We start from the raw sequence: 25,738 nt of genomic DNA on the forward strand, positions 1-25,738 counted from the left end.
ATTTTTATATCACATTGCAAGGGCGTGAGCTACTCCCACTCAATCGTCGCAGGTGGCTTGCTAGATACATCATAAGTCACGCGTGAGACTTCAGCGATTTCATTCATAATGCGGTTCGATACCGTCTCAATCAAATCATATGGCAGATGGGCAAATCGCGCGGTCATAAAGTCTACCGTCTCAACTGCACGTAGCGCAATCACCCACGCATAACGGCGACCATCACCGACCACGCCGACTGATTTAATCGGTTGGAATACCGCAAATGCTTGCGCAGTCTTGTCATACCAGCCTGAGCGCTCCAGCTCTTGCATAAAGATGGCATCGGCAAGGCGCAGGATATCGGCATATTCCTTTTTGACTTCGCCAAGGATACGCACGCCCAAACCCGGACCTGGGAACGGATGACGATAGATCATTTTCTCTGGTAGGCCAAGGGTGATACCAAGTTTACGCACTTCATCTTTAAACAAATCGCGTAATGGCTCGACCAACTCAAACGCCAAATCGTCTGGCAGACCGCCAACGTTATGATGGCTCTTAATGACATGCGCTTTGCCTTGATGCGATTTTGCTGATTCGATAACGTCAGGGTAAATCGTCCCTTGTGCCAAAAATTCAATGACTTTGCCATCGCTTTGCGCGCTGATTTCACGGGCGCTATTGGCGAACACATCGATAAAGGTTTTGCCGATGATTTTACGTTTGGCTTCGGGATCAGACTCGCCTGCTAAGGCGTTTAAGAATAAATCTTCGGCATCGACACGGATGACTTTGACACCCATGTTTTCAGCGAACACTTGCATCACCTGATCGCCTTCGTGCAAACGCAAGAGACCATTATCAACGAACACACAGGTCAGCTGATCGCCAATGGCTTTATGCAATAGCGCGGCAACCACTGAGCTATCGACACCGCCGGATAAACCGAGCAATACTTGTTTGTCACCGATTTGCTCTTTGAGCTGTGCCACGCGCATATCGATAATATTATCAGGCGTCCAATCGCCGGCGCAGTCGCAAATCTGATGGACAAAACGACCCAATAACGCTTGACCTTGTAAAGTATGCGTCACTTCAGGGTGGAACTGTAGACCATAGTACTGCTTGTCGTCATTGGCCATAATGGCAATCGGACAGCTCGGCGTACTGGCGATAATATCAAAGCCTTGCGGCGCTTCGATCACTTTATCACCATGACTCATCCAAACGTTTAGCGTGGTCGCGTTGTCTTCACTGACGTGGTCTTCGATACCTTCGGTTAATTTTGAATGACCATCGACATTGATGGTCGCGGCACCAAATTCATGGATATCGCTGGCATGAACTTTACCGCCGAAACGATCCGCCATTGCCTGCATACCGTAGCAAATGCCCAATACTGGCACACCAAGCTCAAACACGGCGTCATTGATACGCGGGCTATTTTCCGCATGCACGCTCTCAGGGCCGCCCGATAGGATGACACCTTTTGCGCCAAAGTCCGTGATGCGCTGGGTGTCGATATCATAAGGGAACATCTCACAAAAAACGCCAGAGTCGCGTACACGGCGAGCAATCAGTTGGCTATATTGCGAGCCAAAATCAAGAATAAGAATACGATCTTCTTTGATAGTAGGGATAGCAGCGGCAGTGGTCATAAATCGATGTCCATCAAGAAAAAATTAGTGCCCTATTTTAACAAGTTTGCGCCTATTAATGGCTATTAGATGGTGAATTATTGACGATTTTTGCGAGATATTACGCCTTGATAAGAATAATACGCCAGCGCGAACCCTAATAATACCGCTACTAAATAAAAGTCATAAATTTTTATTATACAAAAGCCGAGTATATATGAAATATTTGTTTATATTGTGCTATGCTCAAACGATAAATATGTTTGCTTTAGGATTGGTGATTGGCATCAGCGCTTAATATCGTATGATTTTTACGATAACCCTGAGCCTAATCATTCATCTATGCTGAGTAGAAAAACTGAATCAGCTTTAACCGAATTCTTTAGTATAAAACTGTGATAACGAATCGACAGGTATGTCCCTATGAGCAAAATCAAATCTCTTATTCGTAAAACCACCAACTTTCCTGCTACCAAAAACACTGATAATAATTTAGAACCTATCCAAAAAAATAATACGGCTACTAATTCGACTGCCAATACGCCTATTGAGCAGACGCGCTGGAACGGTTGGGGCAATGTCAGTATCAATAAAACTGTCTCGCCGCATGGTGCAAAATTAATAAAATCACATATCGGTAAAACCAAAAAACTGTCCTCTGTGAGCTTACAACAGGTACTCAAAACCGTACCAAAATCACGCCTGCCTGCTGCGCTCACCGACCTTAATATCGTCTCAACTGATAAAGAAGTGAGGCTCAGACATGCGCGCGGTCAAAGCTTCCCTGATTGGATAGCGATGCATGGCGGCGACTTTGAAGTATTTCCTGATGGAGTCGCTTTTCCTGAATCGACCGCTGACGTCGAGACTTTATTAACGCTCGCCAATGAGCATGACTTAATTGTCATTCCTTTTGGTGGCGGCACCTCCGTGGTCGGTCATATCAACCCACAAAAGGGTTCACGTCCAGTCCTTACCATCGCCATGAGCAAGATGGATCAGCTGCTTGACTTAGATTTTGAGAGCCAAATTGCAACCTTTGGCGCGGGTACACAAGGACCAACTGTCGAAGCGCAATTGGACGCGCACGGTTACCGCCTAGGACATTATCCGCAGTCTTGGGAGCTATCAACGCTTGGTGGTTGGATTGCCGCGCGCTCTAGCGGTCAGCAGTCATTGGGCTACGGACGCATCGAGCAGCTATTTGCCGGTGGTACATTAGTCACTCCGCAAGGTGTGCTCAATATCGCCGATATTCCAGCGTCATCAGCAGGACCTGATTTGCGTGAGATGATGATGGGCACTGAGGGTCGTGCTGGTATTTTTACGACAGTCAAAATGCGTGTACAACCGCAGCCTGAGGAAGAACTGTTTAAAGTGGCTTTCCTGCCTAATTGGGAAGCAGGTAAAGAAGTGCTTAGACAAGCGGTGCAAAAAAATGTTCGCTTATCTATGTTACGTCTCAGTAATGCCGTCGAAACTGATGCGCATCTGCATTTAGGCACGTCACCGAGCCAATTTTTAGCCATTAGCACCTATCTAAAAGCCCGTGGACTAAGCTCAGATAAGGTTATGCTCACTTACGGCGTATCAGGCGATAAAGCGCAGAATAAATTGGCGCTGACACAGTTTAATAAGCTGTTAAAGCAGCACGGTAGTGTCACGGGTAAAATCACTGATATCATGGGCAGTGTTTGGGCGCATGGGCGCTTTAAATTCCCTTATTTGCGTGGCACTTTATGGGACAAAGGCATCATGGTCGATACCTTTGAAACTGCTACTAATTGGAATAATATCGACGAGCAGATGCAGCAGATGCAAGAAGCGGTGAGAACCTCTTTAACAGAGGAAAGCGAGGAGGTCATGGCCTTTACCCATATCTCACACGTCTATAAGCAAGGTGCGAGCCTTTATACCACCTACTTTTTCCGCGCGGCAAAAGACCATGCGACTACCTTAAAACGCTGGCAAAAAATTAAACATGCTGCCAGTGTTAGCCTTGCTCATGGTAAAGCGACCATCTCGCATCAACACGGCGTTGGCCGTGATCATGCGCCGTATCTTGCCGTCGAAAAAGGAAAGCTTGGCATGCAAGTAACCCATGATATGCTCAAAAGCCTAGACCCTGAACAGCGTATGAACCCAGGTGTATTGCTTGAGAAGTAATAAACCAATTAAGAAGAGTGAGATATGACTCAAACCAAGCAACGCCAACAAGCATTAGCGCCTTTATCTTGTGGCTCGTCTCAAGTAAAACCTTGGGACATGCTTATCATCGGTGGCGGCATTACTGGCGCTGGGATTGCGCGCGAAGCGGCACGGCGCGGCTTAGCAGTATTGTTAATCGAACAAAAAGACTTTGCTTGGGGCACCTCCAGCCGTTCAAGCAAGATGGTACATGGCGGATTGCGCTACATTGCCTCGGGTGATTATAAAACCACCTTGCTGAGCGTGCGCGAGCGTGAGCGTATGCTCAGTGAAGCAAGCGGCCTTGTGAATGAAATGCACTACATCATGCCGCATTATAAAGGCAAGTTTCCGCCGCCATGGATATTTAAAATTTTATTACGCGTTTACGATGGACTGGCGGGCAAGCGCTACTCTAAGTACTTTAAAAAAGATGCCTTTCTTAGCCTGAACCCAAATATCAAACAAGACAAATTTTTGGGTGCCAGTCAATTTAGCGATGCGGTGACCGATGACTCGCGGCTGGTGATGCGCGTCCTTGCTGAGGCGATTCACGACGGCGCGCAGGCGATTAATTACCTAAAAGCCGAAACGTTGATTACCAATGAACAAGGCTTGGTGGTAGGCGCAACACTCAAAGATACCTCTTCTGAAGACAATGCTCATAATAATGCTCAAAGTTACGATGTTTACGCAAAAGTGGTGGTCAGTGCCACAGGCGCCTGGGCGGATACCTTACGGATGCAAGCCAGTAAGCAGACTGAGCAAAGTTTTCATAAGCAAATCCGTCCGTCGCGTGGCAGTCATTTGGTCGTGAGCAAAGAGCGTTTGCCGATCGAGCAAGCCTATACCTTTTTGCATCCTGTCGATAAAAGAGCGGTATTTGTCTTCCCATGGGAAAATCGTACCGTGCTTGGTACTACCGATTTGGATCATCCACCTTTGGACGATAGCGAGGTCGGCATTACGAATGAAGAGGTCGATTATCTATTAACAGCGACTAACGAGCTGTTTAATGATGCTAAGCTTAACCGAGAAGATGTCATCAGCACGTGGGCAGGTGTGCGTCCGCTGATATCAGAAGGCGGCGATGGCAAACGCGTCAGCCCAAGTAAAGAAAAGCGCGACCACAGCGTGTGGCTCGACAATAACCTCGTCACCGTTAGCGGCGGCAAGCTAACAACCTTTCGCCTTATTGCTTTAGATGTCCTTAAAAAGTGTCGAGAAGTGCTCGCCCTTGATAAATCTGTCATGCAAAATCAAACCATAAATGATGATCACGTCTTTAGCGATACCGCGCCAACCAATCCTAAATTTTTTACTTTACCAAAAGCTCTACAACAACGCTTACAAGGGTTTTATGGTCGCCAGCTCGATACTTTACTTGAGCTTGCGCATGAGGATGATTTGGCTTATGTCACTGACAGCAATACCATCTGGGCAGAGATTCGTTTTGCCGCGCGCCATGAGCAGGTTATTCATTTAGATGATTTATTACTGCGGCGTACGCGCTTGGGTTTAATCCTACCGCATGGCGCAATGACGCCACTTATCAGCGCAAGACTGAAGCAGATATGTCAGCAAGAGCTCGGCTGGGATGAGCAAAAATGGCAGCAAGAAGCCCAGCTCTATCAAAAGCTATGGCAACGCTACTACTACTTACCTGCGGCTTAGCGCTTTTCTATTATATTAATAGTCATTGCTACTGATATAATTTTTCTTTGCTTGCTGTGCCTACGCAGACAGAGGCTGCGGAAAATTTACACCAGTAGCAAGCGATAATCATAGTGTGTTTTTATTTTGAGCTACCTATCTATTTTTACATAGTTAAGGACGACTATGACCCATAACCTTAATACCCCTATTTATTTCTTAGCCATCGATAATGGCACCCAAAGCGTCAGAGCGCTAATCTTTGATCAGTTTGGCACTGAGATTGCCAAAGCACGCGTTCCTATCGAGCCGTATTTTTCTACTGAGCCTAATTTTGCTGAGCAGCATGCCAACTATTATTGGCAAAAGCTAAGCGAGGCTTGTCAGCAATTGTGGCAAACCAGCGATATTACGCCCGCGCAAATCGCAGGCGTCAGTCTTGCTACCCAGCGCTATACCATGATATGTCTGGATAAAGACATGCAGCCACTGCGCCCAGCTATTGTATGGATGGATTTGCGCCGCGGCGAAAACAACGATATTGGTTTTTTAAGCTCACTAACCAAAATTATTGGCATGGGCGAACTGGTACAAGAGGCACAGCAAAAAGCCCGCTGTAATTGGCTTGCATACCATGAACCAGAGATGTGGGCAAAGACCGCCCATTACGTCAATCTATCTGCGTATCTTACTTATCAGCTGACAGGCGAATTAGCCGATTCCAACGGTCATGCCCTAGGCTATCTGCCTTACGATTATAAAGCGCAAACATGGCTAAAACCTAAAGATTTTAAATGGCGCTTCTTTAGCTGTCGACCTGAGCAAATGCCTAAGATTGTCGCGCCAGGTCAGCCACTTGGCCGTATCAGCGCCAAAGCGGCTAAAGCCACAGGGATTTTAGAAGGCACGCCGATGATTGCTGCCGCTAGCGATAAAGCGTGCGAAGCGTTGGGGTCGGCAGGTCTCGCTGCTGACACTGCCTGTTTAAGCTTTGGTACTACTGCGACTATCAATACCACGTCGAGCAATTACGTCGAAATCCTTAAACACATGCCCGCCTACACCGCAGCCGCGCCAAACTACTACAATCATGAGTACATGATTTATCGCGGCTTTTGGATGGTCAGCTGGTTTAAAGAACAATTTGCCCACTATGAAGAGCAGCTAGCAAAGACGCAAGGCATCGATACCGAAAAGCTCCTCGATCAAGCAGTTAAAGATATTCCAGCCGGTTGTATGGGGCTGATGATGCAGCCGTATTGGTCACCTGGCGTCCGTCATCCGGGACTTGAGGGCAAAGGTGCGCTCATTGGTTTTGGTGATGTGCATACGCGGGCGCACGTTTACCGCGCTATCTTGGAAGGACTGGCTTATGAGCTTAAGCTTGGCTTTGATACCATTGAAAAGCGCACAGGCAAAACTATCAAGCACCTGCGTGTCTCAGGCGGCGGCTCGCAAAGTGACTCAGCGATGCAGCTTACTGCCGATATCTTTGGTATGCCCGCTTATCGACCGCACACTTACGAAGCGTCAGGCTTAGGTGCTGCCATCAACTGCGCAGTCGGACTCGGCGTCTATCCTAATCATGCGGTTGCAAGTGAGGCAATGACTCATTTGGGCGATGAGTTCATCCCTATTGAGGCCAACATCCAACTCTACAAACGCCTCTATAATGAGGTTTATCTTAAAATGTATGAGCGCTTAAAACCGTTATATCAAAGCATACAAGATATTACTGGGTATCCTGCCAGATAATATGAAACGTCTGCGTCAGCCTAGTTTTAATATAAATAAGGCATTTTGACTTTCGTAACTGGTTAACCGTCCTTATTGTTTAAGGAGTGCTATTTAAAGCGCTATGAACACGATTTAATCCCTCTATCAATAGCGATTTAGGACACGCCACATTCAGGCGCATTTTAAGGTGCCCTTCATTACCATATTTAATACCCGCATTGAGCTCAACTTTAGCAGCTCGCAGCTTGTCATAGAGCTTCTGATTATCTTGTGCATAAGCCGAACAATCTAGCCAAATCAAATACGAGGCTTCTGGACGCATGACCTTAATGTCAGGCAGATACTGCTCTAAAAAGCTAATGGCTAAGTCAATATTGGCTTCGATATAATTAAGTGCCTGCTCTAGCCATCCTCCACCATTTTCATAAGCGCTACGCATTACTTCATAAGCAAATAAATTGAGCTCATATTCATCATTTAACTGTTGCTGCTGACTTATTTTTTTGATTAATGAATTATCTTTAGCAAAGATCATCGAGCCTTTGATACCTGCTACATTAAAGGTCTTGGTCATTGAGGTTAGACTAACGACGTTATGCGCGTAACCTGCTGCTTCTGCCAATTTAAAAAAAGGCGTAAAAGTATAACCACTCAAGGTTAAATCTTGATGAATCTCATCACTGACAATCGCCATATCATATTTTTTGCAAAGTGCCAGTAACGCTTCAAGCTCATCGGTCGTCCACACGCGTCCGCCAGGATTGTGCGGATTGCACAACAAATATAACTTTACCTTATGCTCGATAATTTTAGCTTCGATATCGGCCAAATCTAACTGATATTTACCATCGACTTCTTTTAATAGCGATGTCACAAGCGCGCAACCATTTTGCTCAACCTTAGTCATAAAAGGCGTATAAATGGGGTCATTAACCAGTACCGCATCGCCTACTTCAGTAAAGACGTTCATCATCAGCGCTAGGCTTGGCACAACGCCCGGCGAAAACAAGATATTCTGCTTATCGAGTAGCAAGCCATAACGACTGCTATGCCATTGAATAATTGACTCATACAAAGCCGCAGTCGGTTTGGTATAACCCAATATGCCATGCTGCGTAACTTGCTCAATCGTGTTTAAAATAGGCTGTGCGGCCTTAAAGTCCATATCCGCCACCCATAGCGGAATCGTGTCATCAAAGTAATGCCATTTAACTGAACCAGTATTACGTCTATCAATTATTTCATCGAAGTTGTATTGCACCACTATTCTCCTAAGGGGAAAATCTTTGAATAACTAACGTCCCTGAAACTCAGCTTCCCTTCTCTCAACCATCGCCATCGCTCCCTCTTTCGCATCTTTTGAATAAAATAAAGACGGCAGATAGCCATGAATATTGGCTAAAGCCGCTTTTGCGCCATTCCGACTGGCATCTTGTGCTGAGGACAGCAATCCTTGTACGCCAAGCGGAGCCGCTTTACATATCTCTTGAGCAATAGTCATTGCTCGATTATATTCTTCGCCACTTTCGACTACCTCACTGACCAGATTTAGACTATCCGCAGTTTGTGCACCAAAGGCTTTACCAGTGAGCAAATACGGCATGGCTTTTTGCCAACCTGCTGCTGCGACGAAACGTACCGTTGCGCCGCCAAACGGCATGATACCGCGCTGGACTTCCATTTGTGCAAAGTTGCAGTTATCACTTGCGATAACAACGTCACTATTTAGCATTAATTCAATGCCAGCGGTAAAGCAGGTTCCTTGTACCGCGACGACCACAGGTTTGCTGCGTAATTTGCCACCGATTCCCCATGGGTCAATCTCATTATCATTAAACTCAAACGCGCCTTTATCCCACTTATCTTGCAACTCCATTAGATCAAGTCCGGCGGTAAAGTGCTCACCATGGGCAAATATGAGCGCACAGCGTAAGTTCTCGTCGTTTTCATAACGCGTCAGTGCTTCGGATAATTGCTTAATCATATGGCTATCAAAGGCGTTGCGTTTATCGGCACGATTGAGCCCGATTAGGCAGATATAGCCGTCAGTTTCATAGGTGATGCGGTTATCGGTACTGGGTTTATTACTTTCCGTTGTCATATTTTTATCCTTTTAAATGCATTTTTGTCATCTGCTGCGCTTATAAAATAGCCGCTTTATGCTCATTTGGCTTAGTTTCAATATAGACACCCCCATGCGATAACGCAAGGACAGATATACGCACTCAGGCAGATTGCGATTCTTATTTGCTATAGGCAAATCAGTAGCCATGGATAAACCGATAGACGGGCGTGAAATCTGCTAAACTGGGTGATTATATTCAAACATCGCAGTCCGAAACTATGACCAGTAAGCCCAGCACAAATACATCAAACGCCCGTAGAGTAAATGCTAACACTCATCGCAATCGCTCACCTGAGACCGCCAAAAATCTCGGCAAGCTACACCCGCACAATCCGCACCAAGGGCGCTATGACTTTGCGCTATTGACCCGTGCCCTGCCTGAATTGGCTAAGCACACCATCACTAACCCGAAAGGTGAGCCGACGATTAACTTCTCTGATAGTGAGGCGGTACGCGTCCTCAATCAAGCGTTGCTCGCGCATTACTATGGCGTGAAGTTTTGGGATATTCCAGAAGGCTATCTCTGCCCGCCGATACCGGGTCGCGCCGATTACATCCATTATATTGCTGATTTACTGGCGCAAACCACGCACGTTAATGACGACAACACACCGCCGACGGGTAAAGAAATTCACGCCCTTGATATTGGTACCGGGGCCAGTGCGATTTATCCGATTATCGGTAGCCAAAGCTATGGTTGGCGCTTTACCGCGAGCGACATTGACCCTATTTCAGTCAATACCGCCGCGCTGATTTGCGAAGCCAACCCAAAGCTAAAAAGTGCCGTTAAAGTAAAACTACAGCCTGAGCCTAAGTTTATTTTTAAAAACATCATCGGTCGTCAAGATTACTTCGATGTGGTCGTTTGCAACCCACCGTTTCATGCGTCATTAGAAGAAGCGATGCAAGCTAATACCCGCAAGCAGCATAATCTGCAACGCCATCGTGGTAAGAATGAAAACGAGCAAATCAGCCGCCATTCAACCAAGGCTGGAAATGCTGCGCAAAATCTCAACTTTGGTGGTCAGCATAAAGAGTTGTGGAGTGAGGGCGGCGAAATTGCCTTTTTGACCAAAATGATAAAAGAAAGTCAAGATTTTGCCGAGCACGTTGGCTGGTTTACCAGCTTGGTGTCAAAGTCAGAGAACGTGAAACCATTACAACTGTTATTAAAACAGCTTGATGTTGCCCAAATGCGCATCATCGAGATGAGCCAAGGTCAAAAGAACACCCGTGTTCTAGCGTGGCGCTTTAATATTGACGAAGCGTAATTAATAAAAAATGACTATCTAAAAAATATTTATTTAACGTTTCACGTGAAACAAAAAAAAACCGCTTTGTTTATCAAGGCGGTTTTCTTATAAGTAAGAACTTGAGGTTAATAAACTAGCTAAAGAAAATCACTTTTAAGCCAATGAGTATAAGTACAAATCCGCCAAGCGCTTCCGCCTTATCCTCAAGATACGTACCTGATTTTTTACCCAAATAAACACCAAAAACGCTAAAAATAGCAGTAATAATAGCGATAATCAAACAGGCTAGCCACGCATTAAGCGCCAACAAATTCAGCGTAAAGCCAGCTGCCATGGCATCAATACTGGTCGCTATCGCAAGGGTAAACATGGTGCGATGATTGATATTTTTCTTTAGGCTGTCATTTACAGAAACTGTCTCACTATTTATATGCAGGGCTTTATCTACAACCTCTTCTCCATCTCCAAAAAACACTTCATAAAGCATTTTTCCGCCAAGACCGATAAGGATAAACCCGCCTATCCAAGGTGCAGCCGCAGCCAACCAGCCTAATAAAGCGGCGCCCAATAAATAACCGATCAACGGCATCACGCCCTGCGCAATGCCAAAATACAAGCCCGCATAAATTGCCAAATGCAACACATAACGATGATGTTGTTTTTGTGATTTAGCCCCTAGCCCAATCGCAACAGCAAACGCATCCATCGCAAGAGCAATGGCAAGTAATATAACTTCAATCATTTTATTCTTCGCTTATTTCCGCTTACTGCCATAAGTTTCACGTGAAACACTACATCAATCTAATCGTTTACCTTTTCCCAAAAACTACGCTTTTTACCATGCTTGTCTTTAAGGGTAAAGACATATTCTTTATGGGACGCAAGTTCACTGTAAGGCTTAGACGATTTACTAATAACCGTATCAAGCCTGGTTAGACGATCGAAGTAGCGAGCCGCGTGACCATAAGCTTTGCTGCGAGAGCTGTCTAGAATATCGTTAAGTAAAGTGCGATAAATAATAACTTGAAGTAAATCTGTCTTAGTTGGCAAATCTTTTAACATGCTTGTGAGATCTGTATAATGCACATCAGCAAACTGGGAATGACGGGCAACTGCAACCTCATTAGCAAGCTCAATCTCTCCTATTTCTAGCAGTAGCGATGTGGCCATAAATACATTTTCTTGTTGTTCTGCCAGCTCATAAGCTCTTTTTCGCCACTTAGATTGCTGAGCAGGACTGGCCACAGCCATGATAGCTTTTAACCGCGAAGGGGTTGATTGTAGCTCAAACGCCTCGCCTAGCACCTCCATGAGCGCGTCGGTATCTTTTTGCATGTGATATATGTGACTCAGCCAATCCAAACGTCTGATCTTATCTAACAGACCATCGCTTTGCCACTCTTCATTTAAGTAGTGTAATGCCTTATCAAAAGCTCTTTGATTTAGCAGAAATGTTAGCAACTCTTCTAATCTTCGAGGATGAACCGGTCTAGTCTCTTGCATCTCAAAGAATATGGTTTCAAAAAAACCCACATCACCTAGCGCCCTTGTTAGGTTTTTTATGGCGATCTCAATTACCATTTTTTCATAGTTAATTGAAAAAGCATCATCACTTAAAGGGCTGTTTTGCCTTTCATTGAGCGTATCTTTAATTGCTTTTTTTGTTTGGATATTCTCACGCTCTTGTTGATAATCACCGATCAATCCACGTATCTCAGTCTCAGATAACAGTTGATCAATATTTTCTAATAAACTATCTTTGGTACCATAATCATTATCGTCAGCCAGCACTTTTACTTTCTTTATCCAAGCTTGACTGAGTATATCGCGCTCATCAACAGGTATGTCTCGCTTTTCTTGCTCATAGCAAGTGCTAGCCACTGCTAGCCAAAATGACGTCAAACTCCTATAAATATCACCGATATAACCGTTGGAATCATCAGCACGTTCTAGGCTAGCATTAGTAGACTCTATAAATAACTCAAGTAACGTCAAGCACTCTCGTGGTTGCGCAGGATAAAGGCTCATTATATCGCTGGCTAAGTGCTGAAGCTCAGTAGCAAATTCACTAGATTCCCAGTAATCTACAAACTTCCTTCGTCTTCTAAGTCCTTTTAGTGTAGTGGTTAACTTTTTTATAAGTTTAGGTTTATCTGATTGTAATAGCAGACGCTCAATTTTTTTATCGAGCATTTTATCTATACCATACACCTCAGAGACAAAATCAATTAAGGTCTTTTTTGATAGTTGTGACAAATACTTCTTTTGTTCTGCGTTTAGCATAGTATTCCCTTCACTACTTTATTGATAATATTTCACATGAAAAAAGCCACCTTGCGAGCAAGATGACTTTATACCAATAAACAATTATATTCAAACTTCAAAACTATAACTTCAAGGTCTATAAACTAAAAGCTAAATGTCTAAATTAGACACGGTCAGCGCATTCTCTTCAATGAAAATGCGACGTGGCTCGACATGGTCACCCATTAGGCAGGTAAACATATGGTCAGCGGCAATCGCATCTTCAATTGTCACGCGTAACATACGGCGGTTTTCAGGATCCATGGTGGTATCCCAAAGCTGATCAGCGTTCATCTCGCCCAGCCCTTTATAACGCTGAATCGCCAAACCACGACGCGCCTCAAGCATCATTTGTTGCCAGAGATAATCAAAATCGCGTACTGGGATGTCTTTGGTCGTACCTGCGCTTGCTTCACGGCGGATAAAGGCGTCTTCTGCAAGCAAGGTATTCCATTCAGCGGATAAGCGCAGCAGCTTGGTATACTCGCCTGAATTGATAAAGCTGGCATCTAGCAGATAATGATGCGCCAGTTGATGCACATAAACAGTGATACGCGGTAACCACTGCGCTTTGGCAGATAAAGAATCACTGTCATCAGCAGACGTTTCACCTTCCTCAGGTTCCACCACTGCGGTCATACCCAATAAATCAGCAGCGGCAGCATCCATATTCTTTGGTTGCGGCGCATGAATATTGACCAGTTCAATCTCCGGACTTAAATCACTACCAAAGTGCTCAAGCTGCGTTTGTAATGACGTTTTCCACGCTTCCATCGCTGACTTATCATAAGTCATATCGGTGCTAAGCTTCGGCGTATGGGTCAATGCATCCAATAATACCGCTGGATAACGAATCTGCAAACGCGCTTTGATAAGCTGGGTTTGGTTATAATCATTGAGCAAGGTCTCAAGCGCTTGCCCAGTAATAGCAGGCGCATCAGCACTGATATGCAACTTAGTATTATCGATTGTCGAGGATAATAAATACGCTTTTAAGGCTTCATCGTCTTTTAAATACAGCTCTTGACGACCTTTTTTTACTTTATAAAGTGGTGGCTGGGCGATATAAATATAACCGCGCTCAATCAATTCTGGCGTTTGACGGAAGAAAAAGGTCAACAGCAGCGTACGAATATGCGAACCATCGACGTCCGCATCGGTCATGATAATGATTTTATGATAGCGTACTTTGTCCGGATTATATTCATCCGGGCCAATGCCGCAACCAAGCGCGGTAATCAAGTTACCGACTTCAGCAGATGACAGCATTTTGTCAAAACGAGCACGCTCAACGTTAAGAATCTTACCTTTTAGGGGCAAAATTGCTTGGGTCTTACGGCTACGACCTTGCTTGGCTGAACCACCAGCAGAATCCCCTTCTACAATATAAAGCTCTGACAATGCGGGATCTTTTTCTTGGCAATCCGCCAATTTACCCGGCAGGCCTGCGATATCTAGCGTGGTTTTACGGCGGGTCATCTCGCGGGCTTTACGCGCCGCATCACGCGCACGCGCGGCATCGATAATCTTATTGGCAATTGCTTTACCAGCACTTGGGTTTTCAAGCAAATAGTCGTTAAACTTATCATGCATGGCCGACTCAACGGCAGATTTCACTTCGCTTGAAACCAGCTTATCTTTGGTCTGACTGGAAAACTTAGGATCCGGCACTTTTACCGAGACAATCGCTGTCAAACCTTCACGCGCGTCATCACCCGTGGCGACGATTTTCTCTTTTTTGAATAAGTTTTCGCGATCCATATAGCTGTTAAGTCCGCGCGTCAAAGCTGAGCGGAAGCCAGATAAATGCGTCCCACCATCGCGCTGCGGGATATTATTGGTAAAACACAATACTTTTTCGTTATAGGTATCCGTCCACTGTAGCGCCACTTCGACACTGATGCCATCGTCTTGCTCGCTGGTGAAATGGAAAACTTCGTTGATGCCGTCTTTGCCCGCATTGATGTAGCTGACAAACTCAGACAAGCCGCCCTTATGCTCAAACTCATGACGCTTATCAATGCGCTCATCGGTTAGGACAATGCGCACACCAGAGTTTAAGAATGATAGCTCACGTAAGCGTTTGGCTAAAATATCGTACTCAAAAATGGTACCAGTAAAGACATCGTTACTCGGATAAAAACGGATTTGCGTACCAGTTTTGTTGGTCGCTTCCATCTGCTGAATATTGGCATCAGGAACGCCATCGGTATAGGTTTGATGATAATGATAGCCTTCGCGCCAAATATTCATCTCAAGCTTTTTAGATAAGGCGTTTACAACCGAAACCCCAACGCCGTGTAGGCCGCCCGATACTTTATAGCTGTTGTCATCGAACTTACCACCAGCGTGCAGTACGGTCATAATGACTTGCGCTGCCGATACCCCTTCTTCTGGATGGATATCCACAGGGACACCGCGACCGTTATCCATGACACTGACCGACTCGTCTTCATGGATAATGATATCAATTTGGTCGCAATGACCAGCCAGCGCCTCATCGATAGAGTTGTCCACCACCTCAAAGACCATATGATGCAAGCCGGTACCATCATCGGTATCACCAATATACATACCCGGACGTACGCGCACCGCTTCTAGTCCGCGCAATACACGAATATCTTTGGAGCTATAATCAGAGGGCATTCCTTCAGGGACGGCAGCAGGCGCAGTAATCTCTACAGCGCTGTCACTCATCAATTGTTCGTGGTCGGTAGGTAATGAATCACTCATGTGCATTCCTTAATCTAGCCATTATCAGCTGTGTGTCATCTGCTCACCACAATGGCAACGCTCGACGACGTTATCTTAGATTTAACGTTTTATGGTCAAAATATGTAGTTATAGAGTTAGCAAAAGCTTTATCAGGAGTCGTTTAAAAGAAGATAAAAACAGTATTAGACAAGTGGACTTAAATACAGCCAATTTCTCAAAGACTGTTTTTAATATACACTGTCAATTTTTTCACGCTTCATTAAAACAGCTTAGAAATAAGCATATATCTATCAGGCACTTAGAAGCTGAATATTATCAAGCAACCCTTAAACAATACTGATAAAACTTTATAAGATAACTTGCTGAGAACAGGGCAAAAATAAAGCTCTATTTTAACATTTTTCTAGCGCTAAGTCACTGTTTACTGACAGTTTTCTTGGTATTAAGCAAGTATTTTAGAAAGGCCACTTTTCTGCTAAACACATAAGCATAGTAATGAAATTTTGCGGAAGATATGAAGCGTGGTTGATAAAAATGAAGCCAAACTTAGCTGATATTCAACATCGAAACCAGTTTATAAAAGCATTTTTTATAAACGTATTAGGCTTCCTTGTTTCACGTGAAACAAATTAGGTTCTGACCAATACTCATACACCAAAGGTAAAATATCGTCGGTTAAGCTGGTCATAAATACCTGACATGGTAGCTGCGCCAAAGTCGACAACAGAATATCTATCGCCCTAGCATCAAGTTCAGCGGTAATATCGTCTAGTAGCACTACTGGCGTAGTTCGCGCTTTGTTATGGTCATTCGGCAAAATAACACTGCTATTGTCTTTTTCTATCGCATGGGTAGAAGTGTTTTCATTAAGCAATAACGGCAATTGTGATAAGCGTAGAGCGGTAATTAACAGTTTTTTCTCGCCGCGAGAGAGAACGTTAGCGGCTTGTTCTTTTATAGTCGGTAGTTTGGCCGCAGTGTCTGCTTTTTCTATGGTTTTTGATACTGCTCTCGCACTGCTGTCTGCCTCGTTGTTAGCAGGCTCTGATAAATCACTAGAGCGCCAATGCACATGAATATCGGCGCGGTGATTACCTATCCGTGTATAACCCAGCTGCAAATCCTGCTCCAAACGCTCGTTAAGCTGGATATCTAAAGGGATATTGGTGTCGTAGCCGGCGTTATAGCTTAAACTTAGTTGCTCAGCATAGATAGGTAATAACTGCGTGATACTCTTCGCAAAGTAAGGCTGCCAGTCGCTAAAGACCCGCTCACGATAATGATGAATAAGCGCCGCATGACTAGCAAGCCCTTTGTCCCATGATTTTAACTCAGCAAGCTGCACTTGCGTCAGGTGACGACTCTTTTTTAGCAAACTATTGCGCTGTTTTAATAAACGCTGATAGGCGACCCATTGCGGATGAAAACCCTGTTTCATGTGAAACACTAGCCAATCTAATAGCTGCCGGCGACTGGCACTGCCCTGCTCTAACATATCCATCGACGACGGATCTATCAGTAATGTGGGTAGTTGCTCGGTTAAGATGCTTTGGTTATAAACCGTGGTTTGATTCAGCCGTAGAACCGTCGTTGCATCCGCTTGCTTTTGAATAGCTAAGGTACTGCCATCATTGAGTCTGGCATGAACAATTGCCGCATATTGATGGTGCTGAATATAGCGTTTAGGCTGATGATGACGGAAGCTTTTGCCTCTTGAAAGCAAGAATATCGCTTCAAGTAACGAGGTTTTGCCACTGCCATTTGCACCGATAATAACGTTGCAAGCAGCAGTATTTAAACTGATCTGGGTTAGATTACGCAGGTGTGAGATCTGTAGACGTTCAATCATAAGGGTGACAGCCGCCTATATTACGCTCATTATCTAATAAGCAAAAGTTCGTTATTTTATAAGGTAGCCAATTTATATACGCATGGGCATAATGACATACTGATGGAAGTCATCATTGAGCTGATTGACCAGTACTGAGGCATTGGATTGGCTCATATGCATTTGTAAATCACCTTGAATCACGCCCAAGACATCTTGCAAATATGCCGCATTAAATGACAGTTCCATCGGCTCGCCTTGATATTTTGCTTGTAACATCTCGACTGCCTCGTCTTGCTCAGCATTATTAGCGCGTACTTCTACCATACCATCGCTGGCAAAATTAAACACCACACCGCGAGATTTCTCATTACTTAAAATTGCCACACGGCGCAGCACATCAGTCATTTTTTCTTGGTTAAATAGTGCCAATTTATCGGTATTGCTTGGCATGACGCGGCGATAATCAGGGAATTTACCATCGATAAGACGCGCGGTAAAGGTAACCATTAGATTATCACTCACCTGCCCTGTACTATCCACATCACCGAAGGGTAAGCTTACTTGCAAAAACTCACGACCAAAGCTCAGTGTCACAGCATTGTCTTTATCACCAAGCATTTTTCCCAGCTCAGAAGCCAAACGCTCAAGCTCAATCACCGCTTTACGCGGCAAAATCGCTTGCATATTTAAGTCGCTACTGACATCAATAACACTACGCGCTAACGCCAATCTGTGTCCATCGGTCGCAACTGTAGTTAACTGCTGCTGGGAAACATCAAATAGCATACCGGTCAAATAGTAACGCACATCTTGGATGGCCATTGCAAACTGAGTTTTATGAATTAAGTCGGTCAAACGACTGCGACTGATGGTCAAAGGTGTGATATTTTCAGGATTACCAAGACTTGGATAGTCTTCACTTGGCAATGTGCCTAAAGTAAAACGACTTTTACCACTGGTCAGCAGGCAGCGCTCATTTTCTTGAGTGGTCAGATTAACTTGTGCTTGCGTGGGCAATGATTTACAGATGTCTCTGAGCTTTGTGGCAGGTAATGTAGTGGTACCTGCTTCAATACAGGCACCAGCAGGCAATTTTAATGTCGATGTCAGCTCTACTTCTAAATCAGAGGCAGTTAAAATAAGCGCCGCCTCAGACAATTGCAGCTTAATATTGCCCAAGATAACCATGTTGTGGCGCTTATCGGCGGCCTTGGCAATCAAATTAATGGCTTTTAGTAACGACTCTCGATTAATCGATAATTGCATGCTTAGTTACTCTTGTTTATTAGTTGCTCTTATTAAAAGAATTTTTATACGTTTTTAAATCATAGGGTTTTAAAATAATGGCTTAATAATACCTTGTCTACTGATGATAATCCATACAGCTTCTGTCCGCTAATCATTAAAATATTATAAATCATATCGACTCGTGACAACATTATGACGCCATAAGCTTCTAACCCGCTTGCAACATCAAGGCAAGCGTTTTGTAATCCTTATCAAACGCGGGGTCAGCGGCGCGTAGCTCATTGACCTTATCACAAGCATGCATCACTGTCGTGTGGTCGCGTCCACCAAATGACTGACCAATTTCAGGAAAGCTATCACTGGTTAATTCGCGTGATAACGCCATCGCTATTTGTCGTGGTCTAGCAATGCTGCGCGTACGTTTACGACCCATGATATCTTTTACGCTTACATCGTAGTATTCGGCGACCACTTTACGAATATTATCCATATTTACCGCTTGCACGCGCATCGCAACGATGTCTTTTAGGGCGTATTGCACCATCTCAAGTGTAATGGGCGCTCCCGTCAAGTTGGCATTGGCAAACACTTGGTTTAATGCACCTTCTAATCGCCTGACATTAGAAACCACGTTTTGAGCGATGAATAGGGCACACTCTTTAGGCAGGCTCATGCCGTACGATGCCGCCTTTCTTTGTAAAATTTGTACTCGAGTGTCTATCTCAGGTGGATCTACTGCAACCGTCAAGCCCCAAGAAAAGCGCGACCTGAAACGCTCGTCAAACTCCGTCATTTGTGATGGATGCCGATCTGATGCCAAAATCAGTTGCTTATCACCGCTGGTAAAATCTGCAAATAAGGTCAAAAACTCATTGCTACTTTTTGTTTTGCCCGCTAATACATGAATATCATCTACAATTAATAAATCTACTTTTTTTATTTTCTTTTTAAAATCTTCTATTTTATTATTTCTTAATGAATAAACTAACTGATTAATAAATTTTTCGGAAGTAAAATAATAAAAACTTAGATCATTTTTTAAATAGCGATGCGCTACAGAATGCATTAAATGCGTTTTTCCCAAACCAGAAGGCCCATATATAAATAAAGGATTGTGCCGATTTTTTGATTGGCGTTTTCCAAGCTCGTAACAGGCCTTATAAGCCAAGTTATTAGACTTACCAGTGACAAAGGTTTCAAAGGTGAAGTCAGGATTTAGATAGCTTAATGATTTGGCATCGGCAGACTCGATCAGTTCTGCATGACGCATATTGGCATCAATATCTGCTCTAGCAATATCATTATGCGTACTTTGAAAATTGTAATCAGCAGGGGTAGGGGAGGGCTGGTCTTCTTCAAACAATGAGCCTGACTGGGCCAGATTACTATCAACCATCTCACGGCCAGCATTATCAACACGTACAATAACGGCTTCAATACTACCTTGGCTATGTTTAGCAACCAACTGCTCGATGTCGTGTAAATGATTCTTTTTGATATAGGTTACAAAGTAATCATTAGGAGCAAGAATAATCAAGCTATTGGCTTCTTGATGAGCAGATAACGGTCTCAACCACATCGTAAAGACATTATCTTTAACATGATAACGTAAGTCGTTTAGGCATTTATCCCAAATAGTTGCTGTATCAATCATGAAAAATACTAACCCCATAGTCCAAGGTAATCGGTCAAAAGAACGTCGTTTTTATAGTGTAAATCTAACAACTTTAAGCCCCAAAAAGCCTCTTTTCTTAACAAAGATATCTTATGGTCACATGACTTAAAATCATACATCTAGTAGGGCGCTAATCTAACACAAACAGCCTGTGGATAATACCTCGTTTTTTGTGGATAAGACTGTGGATAGTTTTGTGGATAAGTATATATCATGAGTTATCCATATTTCACCCACAGGTTATCCACAACCTTACCCATAGCCTATCGTATTGATAAAAAAGTAAAAAAACAAGTTAACCACAGATAATACGATCCCCAACAACAACAATACTTATATATATTAATAGTTAATTATTATAGAGTTCGGCACAAACTGTGGATAAGTTTTAAAAATTGATTATCAAAATAGTTTTTCTAAAAGATGATTTGGGTCTACTGATATGAGTTTATTTAACTAAATCTCTTAGCTGCAAAACTCTCATTACGGATAAATATAAGAAAACTCACTCTGTTGTAAAATCATCTGTATAAAAACAGAGCGAATTAGTTCATTGACCAAAATACTATGCGGTGGTATAATCCTCCGCTATTACGAATTTAGTCCATTATTTTGATAGGTGAGTTATGAAACGTACATTCCAACCAAGCGTGATCAAGCGTAAACGTACTCACGGTTTCCGTGCACGTATGGCAACCAAAAAAGGCCGCCAAGTCTTAGCTCGTCGCCGCGCTAAAGGACGTCATCGCCTTACTGTATAATTAATCAGTAGATTGCGATAAGCATGGCCGATAGTGCTTGTTGTGTTTCTATTATTTTATAGATTGCGATCGTCAATCATCACAACTGTCACTCAGCCATATATTAAAAGCGCCCACATCGGCGCTTTTTTTGTCTCTATACTTTGTTATTCTTTCTACGCTATTATCTCTGCTAGTACTATTAGCTCTTATATTAGGTTGTATTATGTCCAATACCGTTTCAGCGCCCCCTAACGCTCGCTTTACCAAGGCGCAGCGCCTACTCACGCCTTCGTCCTTTCGCGAGGTATTTGACACGCCTGAGCGTAAGCTTCATCAGAGCCATCTAATGGCGTTTGTGCGCCCCAATACCCATGAGCAGCCTCGAGTCGGTATGGCCATTACCAAACGTAAAGTACCGACGGCTGTCACACGAAATTTAATCAAACGCCATGTTCGTGAGCAATTTCGTATAAAAGCAAATAATTTAGAAAACAAAGATATTGTATTTATTGTTAAAAAGTCTATGAATCAATTAAATAACAAAGAAATAATAAACGAGATTAATAATATTTTTAAAAAAATAGAAAAAAAATAAAATGGATTATTTATTAAAAAAAATAAATAGTTTTTTTTATAAGTTGTTTTATTATTTCATTGTTTTTTATCAAAAAGTAATTAGTCCTATCTTACCTGCGCGCTGTCGTTATTATCCAACTTGCTCAAATTATGGTAAACAAGCTTTAGCATGGCATGGCGTTTGGTCGGGTAGTTGGCTATTATTAAAACGTATCAGTAGCTGTCATCCATTAGGCGGACATGGCATTGATTTTGTGCCACTACCTTTGTCTTCTTATCATTATCAATATATATCGCCTACGGCGACATCAGCTTATGATAAATCGCAAAGCTGGTATGTTTATAAAGATACTAAGAGCTATGTGGCTCGCCTAAATCATCTAATGAAGTCGATATAAACTTTATTATCGACTGAGAAGTTGTGGATATCTTTTAAGTTACCCACAAGTTATCCACACGCTTGTATCATTTAGAGCGGTTTTTTAGTAAAATGATGAACATTTTATGTGATTGACTGCTGGTATGACTGCTAGGAAAGGGGTTTGATACTGTGTGGTGGTCATGACACATGCCTGATTTTTCATTCCCTAATTTTTTAATCTAGGAAAGGTTTATGCAAAAGATATTTCGGGTGATGATCATCATTGCGATGCTAATCACCGCTTATCTGCTGATTTTAGCATGGCGAGATGATTATGCCGATGCACCAGCTGTAGACGCGGTACCAGAAACGTCAACATCGGTAGGGGCTGATATTCCTGCTACCACTGGCGCAGCAGGTGATATTCCAGCACAAACGCTACCAGTTGATGCGAGCGCTGTTGCGGCGGCACCTGAGACCAATACGGGTCTCATCACGGTCACAACTGATCGCTATGACATTAAAATCAATCCAGAAGGCGGGGATATCGTTTATGCGGCATTAAAGCAATATGATGCCACGCTCAATAGCGAAAAACCTTTTGTGTTGTTAGAAAATAATAGCGGTCGCGTTTACGTGGCACAATCTGGTCTTATCGGTCCAAACGGTATTGATACCGCCGAAGGTCGCGCCAAATATAGCCACGCTGCCAATAATTATGTGATGGAGAAAGGTCAGCAAACCTTATCAGTACCGCTTACCTATCAAAAAGATGGTGTAACGGTTACTAAGACCTTTACTTTTACCCAAGATAAATATCCGATTGATATCAGCTATCAAATCCAAAATGCTTCTGCCAAAGCTTGGCAAGGTCAGATGTTTGCGCAGTTAAAGCGTGACGATAGTAAAGACCCTGGTATGTCTGATAAAGGCGCGCTAAGCATGGCGACGTATTTGGGCGGCGCTTGGGGCACACATGAAGATCCTTATAATAAATTAAAATTCGGTAAATTTAACGATGGTGAGTTGACCACGACCAGTGATGAAGGTTGGGTTGGCATCGTTCAGCATTACTTTGTTTCTGCTTGGACGCCTGAAAACTTTACGGGTAAGTTCTTTAGCCGTGAAACGGGTAATGATTACTTTATTGGTTTTAACAGCCAGCCTGTTAATGTGGCACCGAACAAGCAAATTACCTTAAATGCAACTCTCTATGCTGGTCCAAAAGTACAGTCTGAGCTAAAAGAAGTGGCAGTAGGTCTGAATCAAACCGTCGATTATGGCTTGCTCTGGCCAATATCAAAAATATTATTTGCGATTTTGGATGGTATTCATAAAGTCATCGGTAACTGGGGCTGGTCAATTATTCTGTTGACGCTGCTGGTTAAAATCGCCCTGATGTGGGTTTCTAATAAAAGCTACTACTCAATGGCGAAGATGCGTGCTATCGCCCCAAGACTGGCTGCATTAAAAGAAGAGCACGGCGACGATCGTATGAAAATGTCGCAAGAAATGATGGCAATTTATAAAGAAGAGAAAGTCAATCCGATGGCGGGTTGTTTACCTATCTTAATGCAAATGCCTATTTTCTTAGCACTGTACTGGGTATTGGTTGAAAGTGTTGAGCTGCGTCATGCGCCTTGGATACTGTGGATTCAAGATTTATCAGCGATGGATCCATGGTTCATTTTACCGCTCTTAATGGGTGCGTCGATGTTTATCCAGCAGCAACTAAATCCGCAGCCAGCTGATCCAATGCAAGCTAAAGTGATGAAGTTTTTACCGATTATTTTCACCGCATTCATGCTGTTCTTCCCAGCAGGTTTGGTACTATACTGGACGGTGAACAACTTATTTAGCATGACCCAGCAGTACATCATCAACCGTAAAGTTGAAGAAGAACAAAAACGTCGTACCGTGAAAGTTCTGGATTAAATAAAGTTCAAGTCTAAAAAACCATCGCTACGGCGGTGGTTTTTTTATGTATCAAAGAGAATGCTTTTCTTGTGTTAATAAACAAGGAAAATAGCTATATAACCATACTTTAGGATTTTAATAATCTACTCGTTGAAGTTTGCTTTGTCAGTGCCTGCTAAGCCGTCTATAATGGGGTTTTTGCTTATTGAGAGTGATTGTGGATTCTTTAGAGATGGCACTAGCCGCCGATAATTTGGATGAGTCACCTAAAAATTCTAACGTATCTGGACTTCCGACCATTGCGGCGATTGCTACACCGGTCGGGCGTGGTGGCGTCGGAGTTATTCGTCTGTCAGGCGCGCGTGCTTACGATATTGCTTGTCAGCTTACTAGTAAGTCGACTTTCACGCCGCGTATGGCCAGTTTTTGCCGTTTCTATCAGGCTGATGGCACGACCATTGATGAAGGTTTGGTGCTGTACTTTAAAGGTCCGCACTCGTTTACTGGCGAAGATGTGATTGAGCTGCAAGGTCATGGTGGCATGATTTTACAAAATCAGCTGCTAGCGCGGGTGTTTGAATTGGGCGCAAAACAAGCGGGCGCAGGGGAATTCTCTTACCGCGCTTTTGATAATGATAAATTGGATTTGGTGCAAGCAGAAGCCATCGCTGATGCGATTGATGCCACCAGCGCCGCTGCTGCCAGTAGTGCAATTCGCTCGCTTAGCGGTGAGTTTTCTCAAAAAATTAATCAGTTACTTGAGCAATTGATTCATCTGCGCTTGCACGTCGAAGCGGCGATTGATTTCCCTGATGAAGAAGACGTTGATTTCTTATCTGATGGGGTTATTCAAGATAAGCTTGAACAAACACAATCCAAAATACAGCAAGTGCTAGCGACCGCCAAGCAAGGACAGCTATTACGTGACGGTATTCATGTGGTGCTTGCTGGCAGACCAAATGCGGGTAAATCAAGCTTGCTGAATCGTTTGGCAGGGCAAGAGCGTGCTATCGTGACCGATGTCGCTGGGACAACGCGCGATACCTTACAAGAGACCGTCGTGCTTAACGGCTTAACCTTGCATCTAACCGATACCGCAGGTCTGCGCGAGACTGAAGATACGGTCGAGCGTATCGGTATTGAGCGTGCGCGTACGGCAATTACGCAGGCTGATATGCTTCTGATGGTCTATGATGTGACTCGTGACCTTGCAAGTGACCGCACACCATTACAGCTGGCTGAGCAGCTATTTGGCGAGTTACCAGAAGCCAAGCGCTTACTAATTATTGCCAATAAAAGCGATTTATTGAACGATAACAGCAGCGAAGAAAGAATCGCTACTTCACAAGCAGAAATAAAAAATCATGGCTATGAGCAGGTCAATGTTTCATGTGAAACAGGCGCAGGAATTGATGATTTAGTTGAAACCTTATGTGCTAAAGTAGGTTTTCATCCGCCAGAGAATAGCTTAATCGCCCGTACGCGACACATTGATGCGCTGAGACGTACCGCTGATTCGCTAGTAGAGGCACATGAGCAGCTGACAGTGTTTAAAGCAGGTGAGTTGGTGGCAGAAAGCCTACGCCAAGCGCAGCAAAGTTTGGGAGAAATTACTGGTGAATTTAGCGCTGACGATTTATTAGGAAAAATTTTTGGTAGCTTTTGTATTGGCAAATAACGAGTAAAAGTCTGCTTCTTTATCTGCATAGTAAAATTACCCCACTCTCAACTTATTTTTCTAAGGTATTGGTTTACGTAGTTTTTAAAATTTCAGTTAAAACAATTAGAATTTTA

At 43.6% G+C, this 25,738-nt stretch carries 18 protein-coding genes; 9 read left to right on the forward strand and 9 right to left on the reverse strand.

The window, feature by feature from the left end:
• Positions 1-29 precede the first annotated feature (29 nt).
• The gene (gene guaA, locus B3R91_RS03540) at positions 30-1,640 is read right to left on the reverse strand and encodes a glutamine-hydrolyzing GMP synthase (RefSeq protein ID WP_286796507.1); all 1,611 of its coding nucleotides are present in this window, start codon (positions 1,638-1,640) and stop codon (positions 30-32) included.
• A 402-nt stretch (positions 1,641-2,042) separates the two neighbouring features.
• On the opposite strand from guaA, the gene B3R91_RS03545 reads away from it, so the two are divergent.
• From B3R91_RS03545 to B3R91_RS03555, 3 genes are all read left to right on the forward strand, one after another.
• Positions 2,043-3,785 (forward strand): FAD-binding oxidoreductase, encoded by a 1,743-nt coding sequence (locus B3R91_RS03545; protein WP_286796508.1) that lies wholly within the window; start codon positions 2,043-2,045, stop codon positions 3,783-3,785.
• 24 nt (positions 3,786-3,809) lie between these two features.
• Positions 3,810-5,480, forward strand: a complete 1,671-nt coding sequence (locus B3R91_RS03550; RefSeq protein WP_286796509.1) for a glycerol-3-phosphate dehydrogenase/oxidase — start codon at positions 3,810-3,812, stop codon at positions 5,478-5,480.
• A 165-nt stretch (positions 5,481-5,645) separates the two neighbouring features.
• The gene (locus tag B3R91_RS03555) at positions 5,646-7,214 is read left to right on the forward strand and encodes an FGGY-family carbohydrate kinase (protein WP_286796510.1); all 1,569 of its coding nucleotides are present in this window, start codon (positions 5,646-5,648) and stop codon (positions 7,212-7,214) included.
• A gap of 79 nt (positions 7,215-7,293) precedes the next feature.
• Here B3R91_RS03555 and B3R91_RS03560 read toward each other — a convergent pair whose 3' ends face one another.
• Positions 7,294-8,457 (reverse strand): MalY/PatB family protein, encoded by a 1,164-nt coding sequence (locus tag B3R91_RS03560; RefSeq protein ID WP_286796511.1) that lies wholly within the window; start codon positions 8,455-8,457, stop codon positions 7,294-7,296.
• 33 nt (positions 8,458-8,490) lie between these two features.
• Complete coding sequence (locus tag B3R91_RS03565) at positions 8,491-9,297, reverse strand: crotonase/enoyl-CoA hydratase family protein (RefSeq protein WP_286796512.1); 807 nt, start codon at positions 9,295-9,297, stop codon at positions 8,491-8,493.
• Positions 9,298-9,539: 242 nt separating this feature from the next.
• On the opposite strand from B3R91_RS03565, the gene rlmF reads away from it, so the two are divergent.
• Positions 9,540-10,592 carry a 23S rRNA (adenine(1618)-N(6))-methyltransferase RlmF gene (gene rlmF, locus B3R91_RS03570; RefSeq protein ID WP_286796513.1) on the forward strand — a complete coding sequence of 351 codons (1,053 nt, stop codon included), beginning with the start codon at positions 9,540-9,542 and terminating at the stop codon, positions 10,590-10,592.
• Between the two features lie 115 nt (positions 10,593-10,707).
• Here rlmF and B3R91_RS03575 read toward each other — a convergent pair whose 3' ends face one another.
• The 6 genes from B3R91_RS03575 to dnaA form a co-directional block, all read right to left on the reverse strand.
• Entirely contained in the window at positions 10,708-11,316 is a 609-nt protein-coding gene (locus B3R91_RS03575; RefSeq protein ID WP_286796514.1) for a manganese efflux pump MntP family protein, read from the reverse strand.
• Positions 11,317-11,375: 59 nt separating this feature from the next.
• A complete protein-coding gene (locus tag B3R91_RS03580; protein WP_286796515.1) occupies positions 11,376-12,857 on the reverse strand; it encodes a DUF6880 family protein in 1,482 nt (493 codons plus the stop codon).
• 132 nt (positions 12,858-12,989) lie between these two features.
• A complete protein-coding gene (gyrB, locus tag B3R91_RS03585; RefSeq protein WP_286796541.1) occupies positions 12,990-15,524 on the reverse strand; it encodes a DNA topoisomerase (ATP-hydrolyzing) subunit B in 2,535 nt (844 codons plus the stop codon).
• 658 nt (positions 15,525-16,182) lie between these two features.
• Positions 16,183-17,442: a DNA replication/repair protein RecF gene (gene recF / locus B3R91_RS03590; protein WP_286796516.1), complete on the reverse strand. Its 1,260-nt coding sequence runs from the start codon at positions 17,440-17,442 to the stop codon at positions 16,183-16,185.
• Between the two features lie 72 nt (positions 17,443-17,514).
• Complete coding sequence (gene dnaN, locus B3R91_RS03595) at positions 17,515-18,690, reverse strand: DNA polymerase III subunit beta (protein ID WP_286796517.1); 1,176 nt, start codon at positions 18,688-18,690, stop codon at positions 17,515-17,517.
• Between the two features lie 190 nt (positions 18,691-18,880).
• A complete protein-coding gene (dnaA, locus tag B3R91_RS03600) occupies positions 18,881-20,326 on the reverse strand; it encodes a chromosomal replication initiator protein DnaA (RefSeq protein WP_286796518.1) in 1,446 nt (481 codons plus the stop codon).
• Between the two features lie 647 nt (positions 20,327-20,973).
• On the opposite strand from dnaA, the gene rpmH reads away from it, so the two are divergent.
• The 5 genes from rpmH to mnmE all read left to right on the forward strand — a co-directional run bounded on the left by rpmH (position 20,974) and on the right by mnmE (position 25,622).
• Positions 20,974-21,108, forward strand: coding sequence for a 50S ribosomal protein L34 (gene rpmH / locus B3R91_RS03605; protein WP_007394757.1), 135 nt, complete (start codon positions 20,974-20,976; stop codon positions 21,106-21,108).
• 205 nt (positions 21,109-21,313) lie between these two features.
• Positions 21,314-21,685 carry a ribonuclease P protein component gene (gene rnpA, locus B3R91_RS03610; RefSeq protein WP_286796519.1) on the forward strand — a complete coding sequence of 124 codons (372 nt, stop codon included), beginning with the start codon at positions 21,314-21,316 and terminating at the stop codon, positions 21,683-21,685.
• 1 nt (position 21,686) lies between these two features.
• Positions 21,687-22,064 (forward strand): membrane protein insertion efficiency factor YidD, encoded by a 378-nt coding sequence (gene yidD / locus B3R91_RS03615; protein WP_286796520.1) that lies wholly within the window; start codon positions 21,687-21,689, stop codon positions 22,062-22,064.
• A 215-nt stretch (positions 22,065-22,279) separates the two neighbouring features.
• Positions 22,280-23,962, forward strand: coding sequence for a membrane protein insertase YidC (yidC, locus tag B3R91_RS03620; protein ID WP_286796521.1), 1,683 nt, complete (start codon positions 22,280-22,282; stop codon positions 23,960-23,962).
• Positions 23,963-24,176: 214 nt separating this feature from the next.
• The gene (gene mnmE / locus B3R91_RS03625; protein WP_286796542.1) at positions 24,177-25,622 is read left to right on the forward strand and encodes a tRNA uridine-5-carboxymethylaminomethyl(34) synthesis GTPase MnmE; all 1,446 of its coding nucleotides are present in this window, start codon (positions 24,177-24,179) and stop codon (positions 25,620-25,622) included.
• Positions 25,623-25,738: the final 116 nt, after the last annotated feature.

The organism is Psychrobacter sp. UBA6291, from assembly GCF_002439405.1.
Lineage (GTDB): Bacteria > Pseudomonadota > Gammaproteobacteria > Pseudomonadales > Moraxellaceae > Psychrobacter > Psychrobacter faecalis.

Bases quoted from the DNA above. Each gene is read 5' to 3' on its own strand.
- guaA (WP_286796507.1), bottom strand. From the start codon at position 1,640: ATGACCACTGCCGCTGCTATCCCTACTATCAAAGAAGATCGTATTCTT.
- B3R91_RS03545 (WP_286796508.1), top strand. From the start codon at position 2,043: ATGAGCAAAATCAAATCTCTTATTCGTAAAACCACCAACTTTCCTGCT.
- B3R91_RS03550 (WP_286796509.1), top strand. From the start codon at position 3,810: ATGACTCAAACCAAGCAACGCCAACAAGCATTAGCGCCTTTATCTTGT.
- B3R91_RS03555 (WP_286796510.1), top strand. From the start codon at position 5,646: ATGACCCATAACCTTAATACCCCTATTTATTTCTTAGCCATCGATAAT.
- B3R91_RS03565 (WP_286796512.1), bottom strand. From the start codon at position 9,297: ATGACAACGGAAAGTAATAAACCCAGTACCGATAACCGCATCACCTAT.
- rlmF (WP_286796513.1), top strand. From the start codon at position 9,540: ATGACCAGTAAGCCCAGCACAAATACATCAAACGCCCGTAGAGTAAAT.
- B3R91_RS03575 (WP_286796514.1), bottom strand. From the start codon at position 11,316: ATGATTGAAGTTATATTACTTGCCATTGCTCTTGCGATGGATGCGTTT.
- B3R91_RS03580 (WP_286796515.1), bottom strand. From the start codon at position 12,857: ATGCTAAACGCAGAACAAAAGAAGTATTTGTCACAACTATCAAAAAAG.
- gyrB (WP_286796541.1), bottom strand. From the start codon at position 15,524: ATGCCCTCTGATTATAGCTCCAAAGATATTCGTGTATTGCGCGGACTA.
- recF (WP_286796516.1), bottom strand. From the start codon at position 17,442: ATGATTGAACGTCTACAGATCTCACACCTGCGTAATCTAACCCAGATC.
- dnaN (WP_286796517.1), bottom strand. From the start codon at position 18,690: ATGCAATTATCGATTAATCGAGAGTCGTTACTAAAAGCCATTAATTTG.
- dnaA (WP_286796518.1), bottom strand. From the start codon at position 20,326: ATGATTGATACAGCAACTATTTGGGATAAATGCCTAAACGACTTACGT.
- rpmH (WP_007394757.1), top strand. From the start codon at position 20,974: ATGAAACGTACATTCCAACCAAGCGTGATCAAGCGTAAACGTACTCAC.
- rnpA (WP_286796519.1), top strand. From the start codon at position 21,314: ATGTCCAATACCGTTTCAGCGCCCCCTAACGCTCGCTTTACCAAGGCG.
- yidD (WP_286796520.1), top strand. From the start codon at position 21,687: ATGGATTATTTATTAAAAAAAATAAATAGTTTTTTTTATAAGTTGTTT.
- yidC (WP_286796521.1), top strand. From the start codon at position 22,280: ATGCAAAAGATATTTCGGGTGATGATCATCATTGCGATGCTAATCACC.
- mnmE (WP_286796542.1), top strand. From the start codon at position 24,177: ATGGCACTAGCCGCCGATAATTTGGATGAGTCACCTAAAAATTCTAAC.